General features: G+C 61.5%; 14 protein-coding genes. 11 read left to right on the top strand and 3 right to left on the bottom strand.

The genetic code is table 11. The features are described 5' to 3' along the window. The first annotated feature begins 212 nt into the window (after positions 1 to 212). The 8 genes from AB4Z44_RS00770 to AB4Z44_RS00735 all read left to right on the top strand — a co-directional run bounded on the left by AB4Z44_RS00770 (position 213) and on the right by AB4Z44_RS00735 (position 14850). Entirely contained in the window at positions 213 to 2336 is a 2124-nt protein-coding gene (locus AB4Z44_RS00770; RefSeq protein WP_404712187.1) for a type I secretion system permease/ATPase, read from the top strand. After that, a complete protein-coding gene (locus AB4Z44_RS00765; protein WP_404712186.1) occupies positions 2333 to 3727 on the top strand; it encodes an HlyD family type I secretion periplasmic adaptor subunit in 1395 nt (464 codons plus the stop codon). The genes AB4Z44_RS00770 and AB4Z44_RS00765 overlap by 4 nt, the downstream gene beginning before the upstream one ends. Further along, positions 3728 to 4294, top strand: coding sequence for a hypothetical protein (locus AB4Z44_RS00760; protein ID WP_404712185.1), 567 nt, complete (start codon positions 3728 to 3730; stop codon positions 4292 to 4294). Between the two features lie 2 nt (positions 4295 to 4296). Next, on the top strand, positions 4297 to 7986 hold the full coding sequence (locus tag AB4Z44_RS00755; protein ID WP_404712184.1) for a hypothetical protein: 3690 nt from the start codon (positions 4297 to 4299) through the stop codon (positions 7984 to 7986). Positions 7987 to 8025: 39 nt separating this feature from the next. Continuing rightward, positions 8026 to 12252 (top strand): hypothetical protein, encoded by a 4227-nt coding sequence (locus AB4Z44_RS00750; protein ID WP_404712183.1) that lies wholly within the window; start codon positions 8026 to 8028, stop codon positions 12250 to 12252. Between the two features lie 82 nt (positions 12253 to 12334). Further along, the gene (locus AB4Z44_RS00745; RefSeq protein WP_404712182.1) at positions 12335 to 12736 is read left to right on the top strand and encodes a toxin-activating lysine-acyltransferase; all 402 of its coding nucleotides are present in this window, start codon (positions 12335 to 12337) and stop codon (positions 12734 to 12736) included. A gap of 7 nt (positions 12737 to 12743) precedes the next feature. Beyond that, positions 12744 to 13247, top strand: coding sequence for a hypothetical protein (locus AB4Z44_RS00740; protein WP_404712181.1), 504 nt, complete (start codon positions 12744 to 12746; stop codon positions 13245 to 13247). 13 nt (positions 13248 to 13260) lie between these two features. Next, positions 13261 to 14850 carry a TolC family outer membrane protein gene (locus AB4Z44_RS00735; RefSeq protein ID WP_404712180.1) on the top strand — a complete coding sequence of 530 codons (1590 nt, stop codon included), beginning with the start codon at positions 13261 to 13263 and terminating at the stop codon, positions 14848 to 14850. A 51-nt stretch (positions 14851 to 14901) separates the two neighbouring features. On the opposite strand, the gene traA is transcribed toward AB4Z44_RS00735, so the two are convergent. Beyond that, positions 14902 to 17784, bottom strand: coding sequence for a Ti-type conjugative transfer relaxase TraA (traA, locus tag AB4Z44_RS00730; RefSeq protein WP_404712179.1), 2883 nt, complete (start codon positions 17782 to 17784; stop codon positions 14902 to 14904). 172 nt (positions 17785 to 17956) lie between these two features. Here traA and AB4Z44_RS00725 point away from each other — a divergent pair, with 172 nt between their 5' ends. The 3 genes from AB4Z44_RS00725 (at position 17957) to AB4Z44_RS00715 (ending at position 19197) form a co-directional block, all read left to right on the top strand. Then, the gene (locus AB4Z44_RS00725; RefSeq protein ID WP_404712178.1) at positions 17957 to 18277 is read left to right on the top strand and encodes a conjugal transfer protein TraD; all 321 of its coding nucleotides are present in this window, start codon (positions 17957 to 17959) and stop codon (positions 18275 to 18277) included. Further along, a complete protein-coding gene (locus AB4Z44_RS00720) occupies positions 18246 to 18512 on the top strand; it encodes a conjugal transfer protein TraD (protein WP_404712177.1) in 267 nt (88 codons plus the stop codon). Before AB4Z44_RS00725 ends, AB4Z44_RS00720 begins: the two co-directional genes overlap by 32 nt. 112 nt (positions 18513 to 18624) lie before the next feature. Beyond that, entirely contained in the window at positions 18625 to 19197 is a 573-nt protein-coding gene (locus AB4Z44_RS00715; RefSeq protein WP_404712176.1) for a MucR family transcriptional regulator, read from the top strand. 38 nt (positions 19198 to 19235) lie between these two features. Here AB4Z44_RS00715 and AB4Z44_RS00710 read toward each other — a convergent pair whose 3' ends face one another. Both AB4Z44_RS00710 and AB4Z44_RS00705 read right to left on the bottom strand, forming a co-directional pair. Next, on the bottom strand, positions 19236 to 19559 hold the full coding sequence (locus AB4Z44_RS00710; protein ID WP_404712175.1) for a DUF736 domain-containing protein: 324 nt from the start codon (positions 19557 to 19559) through the stop codon (positions 19236 to 19238). 282 nt (positions 19560 to 19841) lie between these two features. Next, complete coding sequence (locus AB4Z44_RS00705; protein WP_404712174.1) at positions 19842 to 20762, bottom strand: HEPN domain-containing protein; 921 nt, start codon at positions 20760 to 20762, stop codon at positions 19842 to 19844. Positions 20763 to 20811: the final 49 nt, after the last annotated feature.

Genomic DNA, 20811 nt, shown 5'->3' with positions numbered 1-20811 from the left:
CTACTCGCTGTGTCTCGAACTCGCGGGATCACCCATTCACATGCCTAGTCAAGACACCGCAATTCTGGCTTCCGAGTACCTTTTCTGATTTTTTGAGGCCAGCTTTCGCCAACGGCCTCGACAAAGAGATCGCCTCCAAAATGGCGCCAATCCGGCGATGACGCGGACCCGTTCATCCGCTAGCAAGGTATCGATTGCCGGGGGAACGAAGCGTGGGAGAGGTGTCGGGCGGTGGTGACAGCGGTCTTGCGTGCCTGTCGCTCCTGCTCGGTTTTCTCCAGCTCCCGGCCGATATCGAGCAGCTGCGCCATGCCGCGGGCGGCGAGCGAATCGATTCCGATCAATTGGTCAGGCTGGCCCGCCGGCTCGGTGCCCGCGCAAGCAGCAGAAGGTTATCGCCCGCTAAGCTGAGCCGCGTGCCTTTGCCGATCATCGCGGCACAGCCCGACGGCGAGTTCCTGCTGATCTGCGGCGTTCGCGACCAGATGGTGCTGATCCAGCGCGGCGCGCAGGCACCGGAAGCCATTCCGCTCGGCGATCTCGATCAGCTCTGGACCGGAGAGGCGGTGCTGGTCACGACGCGCGCCGGTGGCGCGGCGGCCGGACGGTTCGACGTCTCCTGGTTCATACCTGCCTTGGTCAAATATCGCGGGTTGATCGGCGAGGTGCTGGCAGCCTCGCTCGTGCTGCAGCTGTTCGCGCTCGTCACACCGCTGATCTTCCAGGTCGTGATCGACAAGGTGCTGGTCCATAAGGGCATCACCACCTTGAACGTGCTCGCCGTCGGCCTGGTGAGCGTGATCCTGTTCGAAGCCGTGCTCGGGGGTCTGCGCGCCTATCTGTTCACCCACACCACCAACCGGGTGGATGTCGAGCTCGGCGCCAAGCTCTATCGTCACCTTCTCGGCCTGCCGCTCTCCTATTTCGAGTCGCGGCGCGTCGGCGATTCCGTAGCCCGTGTGCGTGAACTCGACACGATCCGCGAATTTCTCACCTCGTCCTCGGTCACGCTCGCCATCGATCTGCTCTTCACCGCGATCTTCCTGGCGGTGATGTGGTTCTATTCCCCGCGGCTGCTGCTGATCGTCCTGCTGTCCATCGTCGCCTATGCGCTGATCTGCCTCCTGATCACGCCGGCGCTGCGACGGCGGATCGACGAGCGCTTTCAGCGCGGAGCCGAGACCCAGGCCTTCCTGGTCGAGAGCGTGTCGGGCATCCAGACGCTCAAGGCCGCGGCGGTCGAGCCGCAGATGCAGAGCCGGTGGGAGCGTCTGCTGGCCGCCTATGTCACAACCGGCTTCCGCGCCGCGCGCCTCAACATCATCGGTGGCCAGGCGATCCAACTCGTCAACAAGCTCGCGACCGCGCTGATCCTGTTCTTCGGCGCCAAGCTCGCAATTGAGGGCAAGATGACCGTCGGTGAGCTGGTCGCCTTCAACATGCTGGCGGCGCGCGTGTCGGAGCCCGTGCTTCGCCTCGCCAATCTGTGGCAGCAATTCCAGGAAGCACGCGTCGGCCTGTCGCGCCTGGGCGATATCCTGAATACCCCCACCGAGGCCGAATTCTCGGCCTCGCGATCGGCGCTGCCCCAGATCCGCGGCGCCATCGCGTTCGACGATATCACATTCCGCTATCGGCCGGGCGGCCGCGAAGCGCTGCGCCGCGTCAGCCTCGCGCTCAACCCGGGCGAGGTGCTTGGGATCGTCGGTCCATCCGGATCGGGCAAATCGACCCTCACCAAATTGCTCCAGCGCCTTTACGTGCCGGAAAGTGGCCGCATCCTGGTCGATGGCGTCGATCTGGCCTTGGTCGATCCGGCCTGGCTGCGCCGTCAGATCGGCGTCGTCCTGCAGGAGAATCTGCTCTTCAATCGCACGATCCGGGAGAATATCGCGCTGGCCGATCCGAGCCTCTCGATCGATGCGGTGATGGCTGCGGCGACAATGGCAGGCGCGCACGACTTCATCCTCGAATTGCCCGAAGGCTATGACACGTTGATCGAAGAGCGCGGCGCCAATCTGTCCGGCGGCCAGCGGCAGCGCATCGCGATCGCACGCGCACTCATCAACAATCCGCGGATCCTCATCCTTGACGAGGCGACATCGGCGCTCGATGCGGAGAGCGAGTCGATCATCCAAGCGAACATGCGTTCGATCGTGCGCGGCCGCACGGTGATGATCATCGCGCACCGCCTCTCGGCGATCCGCATGGCGAACCGGATCATCACCATCGATAACGGTGGCATCGTCGAGGAAGGCTCGCACGACAGCCTGCTTCAGGCGGGCGGCCGCTATGCGACCATGTGGCGTATGCAAATGCAGGGGGCAGCCGCATGAGCATGATGCACCATGCGCGCGTTTTCGCGGAAGCGTGGCGTTCCGAGACGCAGCGTCGGAAGACCGGCGTGGGAGATTGGAACGAGCGGGATTTCCTGCCGGCGGCGCTGGAAGTAACCGAGACACCGCCGTCGCCGATCGGTCGGGCCATCACCTGGACGATCATCATCGCGGCGATCGTTGCGATCGTGTGGGCCTGTGTTGCCAAGGTCGACACCGTAGCCGTGGCGGAAGGGCGGCTGGTACCGGAGGGCAGGCTGCGGTCGGTTGAAGCGGCTGAGCAAGGCGTCATCCGCGCGATCCATGTGCGTGAAGGACAACACGTCACTAAAGGTCAGGTACTGATCGAGCTCGATCCTACAGTGGCGGAGGCCGAAGCCGCGACCGCCCGAACCGAGCTATCGACGGCCATGCTGACGCGCGCACGCGACAATGCACTGCTTGGCTACGCGACCGGTAGCGGCGCCGGCCTTGCGGCACCTGCGGGTGCGGACAATCTGGCGATCGAGGCCGAACGCCAACTCGTCGCCTCCCGGGTCGGTGAATATCGGGCCAAGCTGACGTCCATATCGGAACGCCGCGCCGGTGCCGAGGCGACCGTCGTGGCTGCGCAGGCCGAAATCCTGAAGCTGAGACGGACGCTGCCGCTGCTCAAGGAAGCGCTCGATCTTCAACAGGGCCTTGCCGCGCAAGGCTTCGGCGCGCGCCAGAAACTGCTTCAGCAGCAGCAGGCCTATGTCGCCGCCGAACAGGATTTGCAGGCGCAGACCGCAAAACTGGCGGAAGCTAAGGCGCAAGTCGCGGCGATAAATGGGGAAGCTGCCGAAGCGCGTGAAGAGTTTGTCGGCAAAGCCGCTCAAGAGCGTGCTGATGCCGAGGGTGTCGTAATGACACGAGGTAACGTTGTTCGTGAGGCCAATCAGAAGCGAGGGCTGCAGAAGTTGACCGCCCCGGTCTCGGGGACCGTTCAGGAAATCACTGTCACGAACGTCGGGGAGGTATCCGATATTGGAAAGCCCCTAATTACTATAGTTCCAGACGGAGAACCATTAGTAATTGAGGCCCTCTTGCTGAATAAAGACGTTGGGTTCGTTCGCACTGGAATGAACACCACTATTAAAGTCGAAGCCTATCCGTTCACTCGATACGGCGTTCTGCAGGGTGTTGTCGGCCGAGTATCAGCAGATGCAACATTGGATCAGCAACGAGGACTGGTATTTCCAATTAGAATTGATGTTACTAACAGCAATCTTTTTGTCGAAGGTCGTCGCGCACCCATCTCTGCGGGCATGTCCGTATCCGCAGAGATAGTTACCGGCAAGCGACGCGTCGTCGAGTATCTATGGTCACCCGTTTACCGAGGCCTCGGAGAAGCTGGAAGAGAGCGATAAATGGCGAATTTCAGATATTCCTGCATATTCCTCGTGGTAGTTACGTTGGGTACGCTCGCTTTATCGCAGCCTATCGAGACACTGCAGGAAACTAACGACACTACGCCACTCCTGCATCTGTCGAGCGCCATCAGGAAGCCGTCCGCATGCCTAGGTGGTTTCCCCCTTAATTCGGCACCAAAGGTGCTTTTTAATTTCGACGGTACGGCGTCGGTTGACTACAAAAATAAATGGGCTTCATTTTTGTTTGATGGCTCTCGTGTCGATCCGAAACTCGGCATAGACATAAAGTGCGAAAAAATCCGCCGCTGTGGGCGAATGTCGTTGTTTATTAGCACACGTGAAGCCGGGATAAAGTTGATTTCTCTTGAGCGATCATTAGGTCTCCAGCGCTTTGATAAGAAAGAAAGCAACCCGGACTCGGTTGTTGTCGGTGACATTCATGCACCACGGAATAATATTTTTTACCGGATAAAAAGGCTCCCGAAGGCATGCTTCTTCTCGGTTGAGGCTGCTGTCGGAAGCGACGGTGCCGCCCGCGCACTCAAAATCACGTCCTGGAGGTAACATTGGCTCATTTTAGCGCGGCTATAAATGCGTATGGTGCGAACTTCAAAAACGCGCTTGCTGAGTGGAGTAAGTATTCGCTCTTCCAGACAGCAAACAGCAATGGTACCGTCTTTGTAGAGCTGTCCGACCTAGCTGGAACTTACACAAGCCCCAAGGCGGCAGACGGGACGATTACAATCACTCTAAACAAGAATGAATTTGAAACGGCCATTAACTCCGGTGATATAACTGCCATAAGGCAGTATGGTACAAAAATCTTTCACGAACTTATACATGCCACAACAAAAGCTGGGATGCCGCGCGGAGACGCGAGCATGCTACCGAGTCAGTATGCGGATATCGGGCTGGCAGCAGAAGCATATACCTACACTCAGCAATTCCTCTTTGCCAAATCGGAGGGTGTTTCGTTTTCCAACATCGATCCGACTATGGGAAATAACTTAGAATCGCTCTATCAGCAATTCGGCTCCTCCTCGCAGTTTCAGCAAGCTGCACAGCAATATATAAAGACGAGGCTTGCCGATCTTTCACCGAGCAATGCTACAAACATAAAATATCCTGAATATTACAAAGACTCGTTTGCCTTACTCGTGACTGGCATTGATGTTTCCAGAGTAGATTGGACCTCGATTTCAACCGACGATTTTTCCTATACTGGCACTTCGCCAAGCAGATGGGGCTTTTCAGTCAACGGAATAACGACAAAAGGCGGTGAAATAAATAACCTTTCTGTTCAAATAACTCAAAACGAAAATGGAATAAAGCTAAATTATAACGAAACATTTCAGTCAGGATCGGGGCCGTCCAAAACCATCGGAGACAGTGTCTCTTTAAAAAAGGGAGCTCGTGTCGGAGCGGTTACTCCGATAGCGCTTGATCAGGTTGGCTCAGGCAAATCGATCGTTTCAATCTCTTCGACAGATTCAGCTGGAAACGTCTTAGTCCTATTTTCGGATGGTTCCCAGACCTCCTGGCATATTCAGCCTTCGCAAGCCGAGCAGGATTTTGCGTTTGCGGCAAATCAGTTTGGCTCAGCACTGGGACGATTGCTAGGTGGCGGCAGCCTTGTCCTAAGCACGGCCGCCGGCTCGGTATTGTCAGCTGCTGCACTATCCATTGCGCAAGCAGAATTCAAAATTGGCTACTATCCCAATGGTGGTGTAATTGGCATAAAGACGGTTGGAACAGGATCTATATGGGCAGATTTCAATAATAATCTATCGTCATTTGGTATAAATGCCGGTATTGGAGCTGTTTCGGGATACCTTTCAGCTGAGTTGGCGCAAGCAATTGGCTTGCATGGATTTGCTGCGCAAAGTTTCTCGTTCGCAGTAGGAAATGTGCTTTCATACGTTGCGACGCAGGTTGCAGCGGGCGCGTCGATAAACGCCGCGCTAAGCTCCGTTTCCGCGTCAAGCTTCGGCAATGCAACAAGTATTGGTGGCTTTATAGGCACCCAGTTGGCATCGCTGGTGGTGCAACCGCACACTGCCGCTGAGGCCACCCTAGCTTCGCTCGGAGGTGCCCTTGGAGCGTACTTGGGTACAAAAGCTTCCGTCGTTGGGGCTGGACTTGCCGGGCCCGTTGGCGCTGCCGTAGGCGCGTTCGTCGGCTATATTGTGGGCGATCTTATTGGAAGCTTATTTGGTCATCATACGCCGCGAATCCCAAGCGCGTCTGCTGAAACTGTCCTCGAAATACCCTTTGCGCGCTACGGCATTGGCGTTGAAACGGCGTCAGGCGGAGGTGACCTAGCTCTTGCCGACAGTATGGCTTCCGCGGCGCGCGATGCACTTAACGGCATCATTGAGCAGGTCACCGGTAAGCCGGTGGGCGCGGCGTTCGTAGCGAACGGCTACTCTCCCACGCAAAAGTACGGGTATTCGAACGGGCAGATTTACGTAAAACTGAATGGCGTCGAGCAAGATGTCGCGTCTGCGGATCAGGCTGTCGACAAAGGAGTGCTGTGGGCATTGCCGCAAACTAAGATTATTGGCGGTGATATATTTTTAAAGCGGGCCATCCAGAACGGACAATGGCAGTCGGCCACGGAGTTACTCGGTGACCTTCAGGTCGCAAGTGATTATGAGAAATATCTCACGGAACAACAAGCTGTCGACGCTGCAATATCATCGTCATGGAATAACCTTTCACCGACTGACAAAGATTTTTACGGCGCGAATCAGGCTTTCATGACGCGCGCCATATCGATGACGCAATTGCCGCTCCAGGGCGGTGACGTCTCTTTTTATAATGCCAACAAGGCGCAGGTCGATCGGATCATATCGTCCATCAGCGTGTCGACCTTCGCTGCGGGCTGGATCACCACGATCGCTCGCGCGACCGAGCTCAAGCTCGACCAATTCGGCCCCTCCGATTTCTACGGCGGCATGGCCGGCTTCGTGCAGAGCTTTGGCGTCGCTGCAACGCAGACGGCGGAGCATTATGAGGATATTGCCGTAGCCAGCCACACCGATGGCTCCGTCAGCATAACCGCGCGAGGCGGGGCGTCGACTGGGACTTTCTCGCTCCTGCCGCAGAAGCTGGATGGGCCGAACGGCAACGATGTCTATAATCCGCGCTTCCAGCAGGGAGCGGCGGGTTGGGAACGCGCTGTCAATTACGGGCCGGTCGAGTCCGGCGTCAATTTGCCGGGTTGGTCCGGCAGCGGAAACGATGTGCTGTGGTCGCACATGGGTGGGACGCCGCCCTCCAGCTCCAACAATATCGGTCTCATCGATTATCGCTCGGAATACATGCCTTCTATCGCGGGGCATCTGTACGAAGCCTCGGTATGGGCGGCGGAGCATCGCAGCTTGGCGGACGTTTATCTCGAGTTCGATGATACGAACAGGAACACGATATCCTATGCTTACATCGGGAGTGGCGGTCGCGATTATGGTAGCGGCTCGGGTGACCTCAACAATTACGACCTCTTCCGGGGTTTAGCGCTCGCCCCCGCGGGTACTGCTTATCGGCGGCTTTTGTTGCGAAACCATGCCGTGGGGGGCGCCGACCCGTTCACCTTCTTCACGCGGCCGGAGAGCCACGACGAGACAACGACGAACGATCTCGCCAATCCACGATTTCTGGATCGCTTGCGGTCCTGGAATTTCTCGAGCTCCAATGCGCCGAGCCCGGCCTGGGGGACAAATTTCGGTTACGGCTGGTCGGGGAGTGGCAATGACTCGCTCTGGATGGAAATTCAGGGAACCAGCGCCACCAACTCTATCGTGGATACGAGGTCGGACTTGCTGGGCGCGCAAGGGGGGGCGAACTATCAGGTCTCAGTTCTGGCCGCGCAGCACAGGGGCTATGTTCAAGTTTGGGTAGATTGGTTCGATGCCAATGCGGGATATATCACTTCGACCTTGTTGCCGGGCAACGGTCGTGATTATGGCGGGGCGCAGGGCGACCCGGCCAATTACAACCGCATCAACGGTATCGTAACGGCACCGAGCAACGCGGCCTATCGCGGTCTCGTGCTACGTGTCGTCGGCAACGGAGCTACCGATGCCTTCGGCTTTTTTGAACAACCGATTTTCCGTCCGGCGACCGGGGCCTCCATCCAGAACTGGTCCGATATGCCATCCGATTACCAAGCCGGCGGCTCGGGGAATTGGGATGCGACCGGCCAGAGTGCGCTGATCGCCAATTTCGGTGCCTCGGTTGGCTACAATACGACTTAAACTGTCACCAGCGGCAATGACCTGGTGGATTATCGCGGCGTGACGGTCGCTACCTCGATCAACGACGATTCCAGCAGCAACGGCCAAGGCGGCGATGACATCTTCCTTGGAGGATCGGGTTCTGATTTTCTCGCGGGTCAGGATGGTGCCGACTGGCTTGACGGCGGCCCGGGTAACGACGATCTCCATGGTGGCAACGGCGACGACGTCCTCATCGGCGGGTTGGGCGATGACCATGTTCAGGGGGACGCCGGACGGGATTATCTCTCTGGCGGCGAGGGGAACGACTTGCTTCTCGGCGGCGCGGGGAACGATGTTCTCGTCGGCGGGAGCGGGCACGATTACCTCTACGGCGAAGGCGGCGATGACATTCTCATCGTCGATCCGGACGGAGGCGGCGAAAGCGACTCTCTCGATGGCGGCGACGGCGTCGACACGGCGTCGTTCGAGCGTTTCACAAGCGGCGTCTATGTCGATCTGAGCGGCCAGACCAACACCAACGGCGTGACGGTACGCGCGGCTGGCGACGCGCTCCAGTCGGGCTGGTCGATCGTCTCTCCCGATGGTCGCTATACGTTCGTCTACCAGACCGACGGCAATCTCGTCCTGTATGGCCCAAGCGGCGTCATGTGGGCGAATAACGTTTATAATTACGGTGCCGGACGGGCGGTCCTGCAGGGCGACGGAAACCTGGTCGTCTACAATTCGGCCAACGCAGCGGTTTGGGCTTCCAACACGGTGGGAAGCGGGGCCTCGTTCCTGTCGCTGGATAATAATGGCCTGCTGGCAATCAAGACCGACGACGCGACGATCATCTGGAGCGTCGGTGGCGGTGGAACGACGAATGCCACGACGAGCTATGTTTATGGCGATACCTGGACGTCGATCGAGAACATCACCGGCTCCAATTTCAACGACACGTTGATCGGACCGAATGGCTCGACCACGCTTAAGGGATTGGCCGGGGACGATATCCTGACCGGCGGCAACGGCAACGACATTCTCGAAGGCGGTGCCGGCGCAGACCAGCTCAATGGTGCGGGCGGGATCAACACGGCGAGCTATGTCGGTTCGGCCGAGGATGTATATGTCAACCTTGCGTCGGGAACTGCGATCGGTGGCGACGCGACCGGGGATACGTACGCCAATATCCAGAACGTCACCGGTTCTGCCTATGGCGACGAACTCGGCGGCAACAGCGGAAACAATGTAATTCAGGCGGGTGCGGGCGACGACTGGATCGACGGCAACGACGGTGCCGACGTCAACAATGGTGGCGACGGCTTCGACACGCTCGATTTCTCGCAATCGGGAATGGCCGGCGTCTCGATAAATCTCGCTTACGGCACCGCGACGCTGGCGCGGACCAATTCGTCGCAGGTCACCCAGACGATCGCCGGCATCGAGCAGTTCATCGGTACCGCCGGCAACGACGCGTTCTCAAGCTCCGGAACAAGCCTCAACGTCACGTTCGATGGTGGAGCTGGTACCGACTATATGTATGGCGGGACGGGCTCCGACACCTATGTGTTCGGCCACAATTATGGCTGGGCAACGGTTTACGACAACAATAGTGCCTCCAACGTGATCCAGGTCAAGGCCGGTGTGACCTTCAATGATCTCTATGCCTGGAATGACAACGGAACGCTTCGCTTCGGTATCCGGGGCGAGTCAGGCCAGCTCTCGGTCTCCAACAATTTCCAATCCGGCAACGACGTCATCAAGACGATCGACCTTTCCGGATCGCAGGTGGACGTCACCCAATTGGATGGCGGCAACATCCTGACCGACGGCAATGATAATTTCTCCGGCTACAGCACCGTCAGCAGCATCATCTTCGGATATGGTGGCGATGATGTGATCAGGCCGGCGGGCGGTGTCCAATCCACCAAGGGAGCCATCGTCGAAGGCGGAACCGGATCGGACACCATCTACACCTCTGTGGGCGACGATCAGTTCCTGTATGAGCGCGGCGACGGTGTCGATACTATCTACGACGCGGGCGGATCTAATACGATCGTTTTTGGATCGACGGTCGCTGCCGACGACGTCATTTATGAAGTGGTAGGCGATAACATCTGGGTTGGATTGAAGGATCTCAACAATCCTTCGCTCACCGCCAGCCAGGTCTCTGACAAGATATTCATTGCGAGCGGCGCGGTCGTCACCGAGGACATGGACACCGGTCAAGTAAAACATTCAACCGCCTTCTCGATCGAAGCGGGCGGCAACACGACCGATCTGCTGAAGGCAAATCTCCCTTGGGCGGTTTACCAGATTCATGGCCATTACGGCGGCGGTGGGGGCGGTGGTGGCGGGCAAGGGCCGCTTCCGCCGATCGTGCTCGACCTGACGGGCGATGGGCTCGAACTCGCACCCGTGAGTTCCTCGAATATCGTAAGCGTCGACGCCGCAGGGAACATGTTCCGGACGGCCTGGGTCGGGCCGAACAATGGCATCCTGGCCTATGACCGCAATGGCGATGGAGCGCTCAACGACAGCCGCGACATTTCGTTTATCCGCGATAAAGCGGGTGCGACGACCGATCTTGAAGGACTTTCCGGCTGGGACACGAACGGCGACGGCATCCTCGACGCGCGCGACGAGAATTTCGGCAAGCTGCTGATCTGGGTCGACCGCAATGTCGATGGCCGGGTCGAGGCGGGTGAGGCGCAGAGCCTGCAGGCGATGGGCATCAGATCGATCTCGCTGAAGGGTGCGCCGACAGGGTTCGACGACAGCGATACGTTCGACAGCGTCGTGCATAACACGACGAACTTCACCTGGGCCGACGGCTCTACCGGCACGGCCTATGACGTATCGCTTGCCCGCCAGCTGATGAATGGTGCTCCGGCGATCACAGCCGGCCCCGACGTCGATCTTTCGGCTCCGGTAACGCTCGGCGAACTGACCGATTATGCCGCGCAACAGCTGGCGACCCGCAACACCGCTTTGGGGCGGTCGTCGCTGGCGATGCTCTCCAGCGATGACGATGACGCCACGGCGGGTCCGGCTCAGGCTGATTTCGGCAGCAATCGAAGCGCGACGTCGATCAGCACTGCCGCGTCTTCGCTGTGGGCGGATTATCTCGATCCGGTGAAGGTCGCACAACGCCATGCGGCGATGGCACATGGCAATTCCAGCGCCGATAGCGCGACTATCGCAACGGCCGCTCAGTCCTCGGGCGCTCTGGTAGGCCGATCGTCCGTACAGGGCGTCAGGCTGCAGGCACTCGTCGTCGATTTCGATCATGACGGCCCGAGCCTGATCGATCCGCAATCATCCCCAGTGGCCGTGGACACGGCACGGACGGGAAGTCCGAGCACGATCGGCTGGGTCGCACCGAACGATGCCCTGCTCGGCTATGACCGCAACGGTGATGGCCGGATCGATCCGACGAGCGAGGTTTCGTTCGTTGGCGCGCTGCCTAACACGCGTACCGGGCTGGACGGCGTCGCCGCTTTCGATACCAATCGAGATGGCGTCATCGACAGCCAGGATACGTCCTTCGGCAACTTCCTGCTCTGGCGCGACCAGGACGGCGACGGAAACTCGGGCGATGGCGAAACCGAAACGCTGACGCAGGCTGGGGTCCAGAGCATTCAGCTGGCGGGCAGCGATGTGCGGCCAGACTTTGCAAAGGGAAGCGGAAACGAGGTTTTGGGCGTATCGTCGGTCACGTTCTCCGACGGAACCGTGCGCGGCATTTATGATGTTGCTCTAGGGTTCAAGGAAGATCCCCAGGGTTCCGATCCCGCTCAGCCCGATCCGGTGGCGCAACCGAATCCCGTGGATCAGGTTGGCAATCTGTCTACTACCTCCCCTGCGGGAGGCAGCCCGACCGCTACCGCGCAGGCACCGTCGAATCCGATTGCGGCGCCCAATCTGCAAAGCGTCGCATCGGCGCGCGGCTCGCTCGACGGACCAAATGCCGGCATCGTCAGCGCTTCGGCATCCGGTACGATCTCGTCCGAATGGTGGCGCGATCCGCTGGTCGTCGGTACGACCCTTGCGCAGCTCGGGACACCGCTTGCGGCTTCGTCGCTGGAAACGGGCAATACTCCCAGGATCGCCGCGGCCGGCGGCGACGCCGCGTCAATCCAGCGCCAGCAACTGCTGCGACAATCGCTCGCCGCATTCCAGGCTCCCTCCGGCGGCACGCCTGCGATATGGCAACGCAATCCGAACGACGCCGGCGCGGAAATGCTTGCTAGCGCTTCGGCGCGAATGCCGGTCCCGCAGCCGAGCGCCCTCATTGCGGCGTGATCCAACATAATTGACGATGGAATAAACAATGACTTTACAGCCACCCCAGCAGCTTAATGAGGGGCCGAAGACCGTCGCGCAGATGCTGGGCGAGATAACCTGGTTGCTGACTCAGTCGCCCGTCCACAAGCAATTGTTTATCGGGGACCTCGAATGGTTCTGCATGCCGCCGCTCATGCTGGAGCAGTTCCGACTTTTCTATGGGCCGAGCACGCCTGCTGCAGTGGCGATATGGGCTTTCGTCTCCGACGAAGCCGACGAGCGCCTGGAGGCCGGCGGCTATCGATTGCGCGCCGATGAGTGGAAGAGCGGCGATAATCTGTGGCTGATCGAGCTGGTGGCCCCTTTTGGGGCGCAGGAGGAGATTTTGCTCGATCTGTCGCGCAACGTATTTCCGGATCGCAGCTTCAAGTTCCATCGGATTGGTTCCGGGGGTAAGCGCGAGGTCGCTTCCTACGAACCCGCTCCGGCCCACATGAATTGAAGCGGCCATGATCGCGGCATTCTTCGCTCTCGCGAGCGGCCTTTGGCCGTTCGGCACTTCCCAAACGTCGACGCAGCATTTCCAGGTGCCTGCCTGGAATATTCGCGTCACGCGCGACAAGTTCACCCAGGATCGAACCTGCCTGGTATTCCAGGGCAGGCAGCGCAAGCCGATGGTCAGCTACGCCCATGGTGCGGTAACCTTCCAGTTCGCCTCGCACCTGAACACGACAGAGGCCTCGTTTAAGATCGACAACGGGCCGGTTCGCGCGTGGGACGACGTCTATCCGGCACTTGTCCAGACCGGGGCTCGGCTGGAGGGCAGGAGCCTGGACAATCCGACCGGCGGGAAGGTGATGATACCTTTGTCGATGTTGCGTGGCGCCCACGTCGTCACCGTTCGTCCGAGCCCGCGCACTAGGCCGCGAAGCTTCGCGATCGATGGGCTGGGCGATGTGCTCGGGTCGGCGCAGGGGCTGGGCTGTGAGGCCGGCGTGGTCACCCGTAGCTAGCCACGCCGGTTCCATGGCCATTTTCACGCACGCGGCTGGCAGGACCGCCATTCGGCTGCTCGGGCTCGGTATCCTGACGATCGCCACAAGCGACGGGTCGGCGGAGACGCTGGCTGAGGCGATCGCGTCGGCATATCAGTCTAACCCGACGCTTCAGGCCCAGCGAGCCCAGCTGCGCGCGACCGACGAGACCTATGTCCAGGCCCGGTCGGGCTACGGGCCGACATTACAGGTCCAGGCAAGCGCAAATTACAATCAGGATCGGCTCCGGGACAGCTTCTCCGGAGACGTGCCGCTCGCCGCCACGACCACCCGTTCCAACCTGGGGCGAGCCGAAGTCGTCGTCGATCAGCCGCTCTACACCGGCGGCCGGACGGCGTTGGCCGTTCATGGTGCTGAGGAGCGCATCCGCGCAGCACGCGAAGCGTTGCGGGCGACCGAGCAGAACATGGTTCTCTCGGTCATCCAGGCCTATCTGGACGTTCGCCGCGATTTGCAGGCACTCGATGTTCGGCATGCCAATCTGGACGCCCTCAATCTGCAGTTGAAGGAAACGCGCGCCCGGCAGCGAGCTGGCGAGGTGACGCAGACCGATGTGGCACAGGCACAGGCGCAGGTTTTCGCCGAGGAAGCGGGCGTGGCCTTGGCCGAGAACCAGCTTCGCGCGAGCCGCACCGAATATACGACGGTCGTCGGTCACATGCCCGGCGATCTGAGCCCGGAACCGCCTCTCCCGGGCGTGCCGGGGAGCAGTGATCTGGCGTTTAAGATCGCCGCCGACGCCAGCCCGGAATTTCAACAGGCGTTGTTCGCAGAACAGGTGTCCCGTAACGATGTGCGTATCGCACGGGCCGGCGAGCGGCCGACTATTACGTTGCGAGGAACCTACGGCTATTCGACCACGCTCGATCCGTTCAACCAGCGCAACCGCGATCGAGCCCTCACCGGCCAAGCCATTCTATCCATCCCGATTTTTTCCTCAGGCCGGCTAAGCTCGGAAATCCGCCAGGCACTTGAGGTCAATGGCAGCGATCGCCTGTCGATCGAAGCAGCGCGCCGCACGATGGTGCAGAATGTAGCCAACGCTTGGAACGAGTTGGTGACCTATACGGCCAATATCGACCGGCAGTCATCCCAGGTCGATGCCGCGGCTATCGCCTTCAAGGGCATGCGGCTGGAGTATCGTGCGGGAGAGCGCTCCACGCTCGACGTCCTTGTCGCCGAGGAGACCTTGCGCGACGCCGAACTGGCCAAGCTCAGTGCTCAGCACGACGCTGCTTTGGCCGCTGCGCTCGTCCTGCGCTATATCGGCCGGCTTGATGCGCGGGATATCGTTGCCGGCATCCCGGCTTACGACCCGGCTGCGCACCTCAAGAAAGTGGAAAACAAGGGTGCCTTGCCGGTGGAGCGCGTGGTTCGCGCGCTCGACGGTTCATTTAAGCCTGGAGTTGGGTCGAAGCCACTCCCCGCTCCTTCGTCGGCTCCGCACCCGGTGGTCGCGGTGCCGCAAGACCAACCGGTGCTCGCTCCGGTAACCACAGTTCCGATTGCGCCGGTCCCCGGGACGATCAGCAACGTCTCCGGTCAGCCGATAGATAACTGATCGAGGCCGAACAGGGTGGTCACATTTCCCAAATTTGAATGACGCCGGGCCCTACATCCCGATGCCCATGCCTCTACTGCGTCCCCTTCCAACCATTTCGACAAGGCTCTGGCCAACGCTGCGCCCGGGCACCTCAGGCAAGCCCAGCTGCGCCTTGCGATTGCGCAGGATCGACTCCACCTGTGGATCGCGTTCGAGGCTTTTCGCCATGCCGATCATACGACCGCCGACCGCGTTGGCACGGCGGGTCTCCTGATCGCGCAGCAGGAGCCTGCGCTGCCGCTCGAGCGCCTGCCAGCGGCGGACGAACGTGTCGGCCCGAAGTTCGGGATCGACCCTGATCTCGGCTTCGAGCTGCATCGCGCGAACAGTGGCTGCCGTTCGCCCTTCGGCTGCCTGCCGGATCAGCCCGAGATCGTTCGCGAACGCCTTCTCCAGATCGACCGAAGCCTGCGGCCGCATCGCATCCAGTGCCGCTCGGCTGGCGGCAAGCTCGCGACGCTGCTCGACGGTGTATGGATCGCCAACACTGTGCGCATGCCGCATGTCGCGAACAATCTGCGCGTGACGGGTCACCGCCGGCTCCCACGCAGGAGAGTCTTCCCGCTCGACTATTCGCGTCGGTTCGGACGCTGCGCGCTCGGTTGCGGTCATCTCGAGCCTGGCTGAGCCGGAGCGCGATGGCTCCGCCTTCCTCTCGGCGGCAAGCTCCTCGGTCCGGATCTCGCGCCGCTCGGCAAAGTCGCGGGTGTAATCCGATGCCATGTCCTTGGCGCGCTCGCGGGCGAGCGTGCGGACCAGCCTGCCCTGATCGGCAAAGTCGTCACAGCCATAATGCAGCTCGACACCGTCCCGGTGGCGCGACAGCGCGACATAGGACGCATGGGCGTCGAGCCCAGGCGTGGCGAGGACATAGGCGCGGTCGACCGTAACCCCCTGAGCCTTGTGGATCGTGGCCGCATAGCCATGATCGAGCTCGGCATAATCCTTGATGTCGAACGCGACCGCTCGACCATCGTCGAGCAGCACCGCCATGCGGGCGGAGCTCACGCTCTCGATCCGCCCAAGGGTACCGTTCTTCACCCCGAGATCACGCTCGTTCTTGAGGAACATGATGCGGTCGCCAGTGGCGAAGGTGCGACCCCCACGCTCGGTCTCGACGTGCGCATCCTCGCCCAGTTCGTCATTCACCCGCAACCGCTCGCGCGCGGCGAGGTTGAGCGCCTGCACCTCGTCATTGGTGTGGGTGAGGATGATGCGCGACCCGCCGGGGCTGGCCTGCCGTTCGGCATCCCAGCGGTCGATCAGACTCGCTCGCGCCGCTTCCCGCGTGTCGGCCGCATGCACGCTGCCATGCTCGGCATAGGCCGCAATTGCTTCCCCTGTTCGCCCGGTCGCGAGCCAGCGCGTGGCATCGCGCTGCCAGTCCTGATGCTGGCGGCGCACCTCGCTGATCTCGGTCGCGCCATGGCGCTCGGCGATGCTGCGGAACGCCGCTCCAGCCTCGATGGCCTGGAGCTGCTGCGGATCGCCGACCAGCACGACCTTGGCGCCCCGCCGATCCACTTCGGACAGGATGCGCTCCATCTGACGCGAGCCGATCATGCCCGCCTCATCGATCACGAGCACGTCACGGGATGTCAGCAGCTCGCGCTCCTGACCCCATTGATGCTCGAGGCTCGCAATGGTGCGCGACGCAATGCCCGAGCCTTGCTCGAGACCCTCGGCGGCAATGCCCGACAGCGCTGCGCCGGTGACCCGATAGCCGGCACCCTCCCATGCCTCGCGCGCCACCCCCAGCGTGGTCGACTTGCCGGTGCCGGCATAGCCAACGATGCTGACCAGACCCTTGGGGCTGAGCGCATGGCGTAATGCTTGCTCTTGCTCGCGACCAAGCTGTAGGGGCGCACGCCCGGCGGCGGCATCCCCCCTCTCCAAGACCGTCGCCGGCACCCGATGCGCCTCGCGCGTGGCGAGCCGCTCCGCAGCCTGCTCGAGCCGCTGTTCGACGCCAAGCATATCCCGGCTGGTGAACCGTTCCTCGCCGCGCCCATCGCGCCCAAGCCTGACCAGCTCGCGCGACGCTCGAACCGCCGCCATGGCCCGGTCGAACTGGTCCTTGCCGTCGCTGTGGCGATGGACAAACCTGGCCAGATCACGCGTCGTGAACGTCGCCTGTTGGCGCGTGATCGCGTCCAGCGCGATGCCCGGGTTCGCGCAGATCGCCTCACTATTGCGGCGCGCGATCTCGGCATGCTCGTCGAGCCGTTCAGAGGCGAGCCCCTGCCCCGCCATCCGCGCCGCGGCGGGACCAATCTTGTGCTGCGGCTCGAGATCGATCCCTTGGCGCTCGAGACTGCGATGATCGACCCGCGCGTCGATATCGAGTTCGGCCAACCGCTGGTTGACATGATCGGCCCAGGCTTCGCGCCAGTGCTGCAACAGATCGGCCCGGTTCCAGTCGCGCACCTTGGCGCCGAACCCATCGGCCCGCACCTCGCGCAGCCCAAGCATCACATGCGCATGCGGCTTGGGCTCGCCGTCGGCGCCGATATCCCAATGGACATTCAGATCGGCGACCATGCCGCGTGCCACGAACTCGCGAGCCACAAACTCGCGCGCGAGCCGAATGCCTTCAGTCTGGTCCAACTCGCGCGGGATCGCGAACTCGACCTCGCGCGCCAGTTGCGCGTCCTTGCGCAGCTCGGCCGCCTCGACCGCATTCCACAGTTTCTCACGGTCGCCCCATTCCTTCGGCGCGCCTTCGGGCAGCATCACCTCGGAGTGAACGACCCCAGCCTTGTTGGAGAAGTCATGATGGCGATCGAGCCGCTCGTCGTGCAATCGCGAGGCTGAACGATAAGCTGCGGCCGCCAGCGCGCTCGACCCATTGGCGCGACTGATGACTTTGGCCGAGAAGTGGTAGATCGCCATGGCGGCGATCCACTTACACCTCACAAGCGACGTCGGCACGACGTATAAGCGCGCCCTCAAAAGATTTCATCTTTATCGGGACGTCGTCGTCCCATGATGTTCCGCTCTATTTACGCTGATCGACGCGCTCTCTAACTGGTCCGTCCTTACGATATTTGGAAGGGCGAAATCGATGCGTAGACCGCGTGACTATGACAGCGAACTGAAGGCGCTGCAGGACAAAGCCGGCGAACTGCACCGGCGCAAGCTCGTCCAGCTGGGCGAGCTGGTCGTCGCCACCAGAGCCGATGCGCTGCCAATCGAGGAGCTGGCCGGCGCTCTGCTGGCCGCCATCGAGACCAGAGATGTCGCGGTCAGGAAGGCGTGGCGCGAGCGCGGCGCGATCTTCTTTCGCGCTGCGTCCAAGTCTGTTGGCGGGGCTGCGACAGGCGACAGGAGCAATGCGGCGCGCGAGAGCGGCGGTGCATCGCCGCGCGGCGAAGATCGCGCGTGAGGATAAGAGGGACTGGGTCGTGCAACGGCGCGAACGCACCCGCCAGTTGATCGAACTGGGCGGGCTAATTGTAAAAGCTGGTCTGGTCGATCTCGTCGATGACGATCGGGCAGTGATATTCGGGATATTGGTCGACGCCGCCGCACGATTGCGCGGCGCTGAAGATCGCGCGCCATTGATCATGCTTTGGCAGCGACGCGGCCGACGGGCGTTCGATGAAAGTTCGGGAGGCTGACGGCCTTGCCTGTAATATTGATGTCCGCGCTAATGTATCGTGTACCATTATCGACTAATCACAGCCTCCCCCCGCCGCGCATGTCAGGCATGCGCCAATGTTGGAGACATCCATGTCCGACGAGAACAGCCTCGATCCGGTCGAGCTGGCAACCGAACTCACCATCGCCTGGCTCGGCAATCAGAATAACCGCGTCCAGGCGGACGATGTGCCAGCTTTCCTGCGCACGATGCACGCAACAGTGCTCGAACTGTCAGGTGGCAAGCTGGTCGAACCGACTGCCGCCACGGCCGAGGACGCACCGGCCGCCGAAGAGTTCACTCCGGCAGTCACCGTGCGCAAGTCGCTAGCGTCGCGCACCCACATCGTCTCGATGATCGACGGCAAGCCCTACAAGATGCTCAAGCGGCATCTCGCCGGCCATGGCCTGACGCCCGCGCAATATCGCGAGCGCTACAAGCTCAAGCCCGATTATCCGATGGTCGCGCCCGAATATTCCGAGGCGCGCCGCGTCGTCGCCCAGCAGATCGGGCTGGGCTCGAAGGGACGCTCCGCCAAAGCCGTGGCCGCGCCATCGGCAAAGCCCGCTGCGAAAGCGGCGCCAAAGGCAGCGCCGGTTGCTGCCGCTGCCGCCAAGCCGAAGCAGGCGCCGCGGACCAGGGCGGCGGCGCCGGCCGAAGCCTGAGCGAGAGAAGCGCGCCGCGTTCGCGGCGCGCTTCTTCTTCAATCCGCCGGGTTCCAGATGACGGCGAAGCTGTCGTCATCGTCCTGGCCGGCGGCGCGGCCGAGATTGGCGTAGAGGCGACGTGGTCCGAACTCGGGGGCGGCCAGGCTCAACGAGACATAATCGCGCCCGCTGGTCTCCGAGCGGCGGTTCCAGCCGGCACCGATCTCGACATCGCCCGAGACGACCCGATAATCGGGCTGGGTATCGTGCGCCTTGCGGGCGTTGGGAAGGATCGCGATCTCGGCGCGGATGCTGAGCGTCTTGAGCTGGCCCTTGTAGGCGCCGCTGGTATCGCGGGTGACATATCCGATGGCAGGCATGTGCGTAGTCCTTTTGCGTGTCGGGCGAGCGTGATTGCCGGTCGACACCGCCACGATCGGGCCGGGCACAGGGGTCGGCCGCACCGACAGGCCGGAGCGAAGCGCAGGGCCGGCGCGAGGCGCTATTTTGGGTCGCGAGGAAGGCCGCGCAGCGGTCGGGGAAAATAGCGACAGAGCGCCGGTTGCGGGCGGCACCGACCGGCCCAGCGGGCGGATGTCAGAAGACGGGGATCCTGATCGCTTGGGGTTCAGAAGGTCATTGCCTCCTGCCCATCGACTTCATCACCCGATCCCGGCGGCTTGCTCCAGTGCGGCCAACCGCTCGGTGCAGAGCGCCACCACGATATCGCGCAGCCGCGCGATTGATCCCGCCAGCGCGTCCAGATCCTCAGCCGTGATCTCGTAGCTCGCCGAATAGCGCGCCTCGACATAGGCCCGCTTCAGCCGCTCGAACCGGGCGCGATCCTTTCGCGTGTCGCGCGGCCACGCCTCGACCAGACGCGGCGCCTTGTCCTCGGCCAGCGAGCGCAGGAACTTGATGTTGTGCGAGCGGGGAAAGTAGAGCGTGTGAACAAGTAAGAAGCACGCGTAAGCACGCTCGGTCGTCTGATGCAGGAGAAATGCAGCGTTGGCCGGCCAGCCACCGGTATGGCCGCGAGCAATGGCACTGGCCGCCATCTCAATCCATTCTTCGATCGAAGAAGCCCAGTGATCAAAATACCCTTTCGCCATCGCGAAGGCGTCGGCCGGCGTGAGCGGCATCGGCGTCGTCAGTTCGTGACAGGGCAGCGCGTAGAGGGCGATGCCGTCGCGCGCGATATCGATCCAGAAATACTCGCCGCGCTTGAGCGCGGCGTTCACCTCGTCGAGCGCATGGACGATCAGATTGACCGGCCGGCCGATCGCGAGGTCGCGCGCGATCCGGTCCTCGGCGACATACCAATAATCGGCGATGTCGGTCAGGTCCTCGTGGCTGACGATCACGAGCAGGTCGAAGTCCGACTGATAGCCGTTGTCGGGCTCGTCGACCCAGTCCGAGCGGGCATAGGAGCCGAACAGGATGATCTTGTAGATCTGGCCCTTGCGCCGGTGCGGCTGGGTCGCCGTCGCGATCGCGCGGTCGAACTCCTCGAGCAGGATCGCGCGCACGCGCTCCAGTTCGCTCTGTTGCCGCTCGGGCAGATGGTCGAGATCGCTGCGCATCACTTCTCCCAAGTGTCGCAGGCGCGGACCGGATGGCAAGGCCCATCCG

Source organism: Sphingomonas sp. MMS24-J13, assembly GCF_044905095.1.
Classification (GTDB): domain Bacteria; phylum Pseudomonadota; class Alphaproteobacteria; order Sphingomonadales; family Sphingomonadaceae; genus Sphingomonas_I.
This window is presented reverse-complemented; position numbering and strand designations above follow the sequence as displayed.

Excerpts from the sequence above, each read along its gene's own strand:
- AB4Z44_RS00710 (WP_404712175.1), bottom strand. The coding sequence starts at position 19,559 with ATGCCTGCCATCGGATATGTCACCCGCGATACCAGCGGCGCCTACAAG.
- traA (WP_404712179.1), bottom strand. The coding sequence starts at position 17,784 with ATGGCGATCTACCACTTCTCGGCCAAAGTCATCAGTCGCGCCAATGGG.
- AB4Z44_RS00725 (WP_404712178.1), top strand. The coding sequence starts at position 17,957 with ATGCGTAGACCGCGTGACTATGACAGCGAACTGAAGGCGCTGCAGGAC.
- AB4Z44_RS00765 (WP_404712186.1), top strand. The coding sequence starts at position 2,333 with ATGAGCATGATGCACCATGCGCGCGTTTTCGCGGAAGCGTGGCGTTCC.
- AB4Z44_RS00735 (WP_404712180.1), top strand. The coding sequence starts at position 13,261 with ATGGCCATTTTCACGCACGCGGCTGGCAGGACCGCCATTCGGCTGCTC.
- AB4Z44_RS00745 (WP_404712182.1), top strand. The coding sequence starts at position 12,335 with ATGCTGGGCGAGATAACCTGGTTGCTGACTCAGTCGCCCGTCCACAAG.
- AB4Z44_RS00715 (WP_404712176.1), top strand. The coding sequence starts at position 18,625 with ATGTCCGACGAGAACAGCCTCGATCCGGTCGAGCTGGCAACCGAACTC.
- AB4Z44_RS00740 (WP_404712181.1), top strand. The coding sequence starts at position 12,744 with ATGATCGCGGCATTCTTCGCTCTCGCGAGCGGCCTTTGGCCGTTCGGC.
- AB4Z44_RS00760 (WP_404712185.1), top strand. The coding sequence starts at position 3,728 with ATGGCGAATTTCAGATATTCCTGCATATTCCTCGTGGTAGTTACGTTG.
- AB4Z44_RS00705 (WP_404712174.1), bottom strand. The coding sequence starts at position 20,762 with ATGCGCAGCGATCTCGACCATCTGCCCGAGCGGCAACAGAGCGAACTG.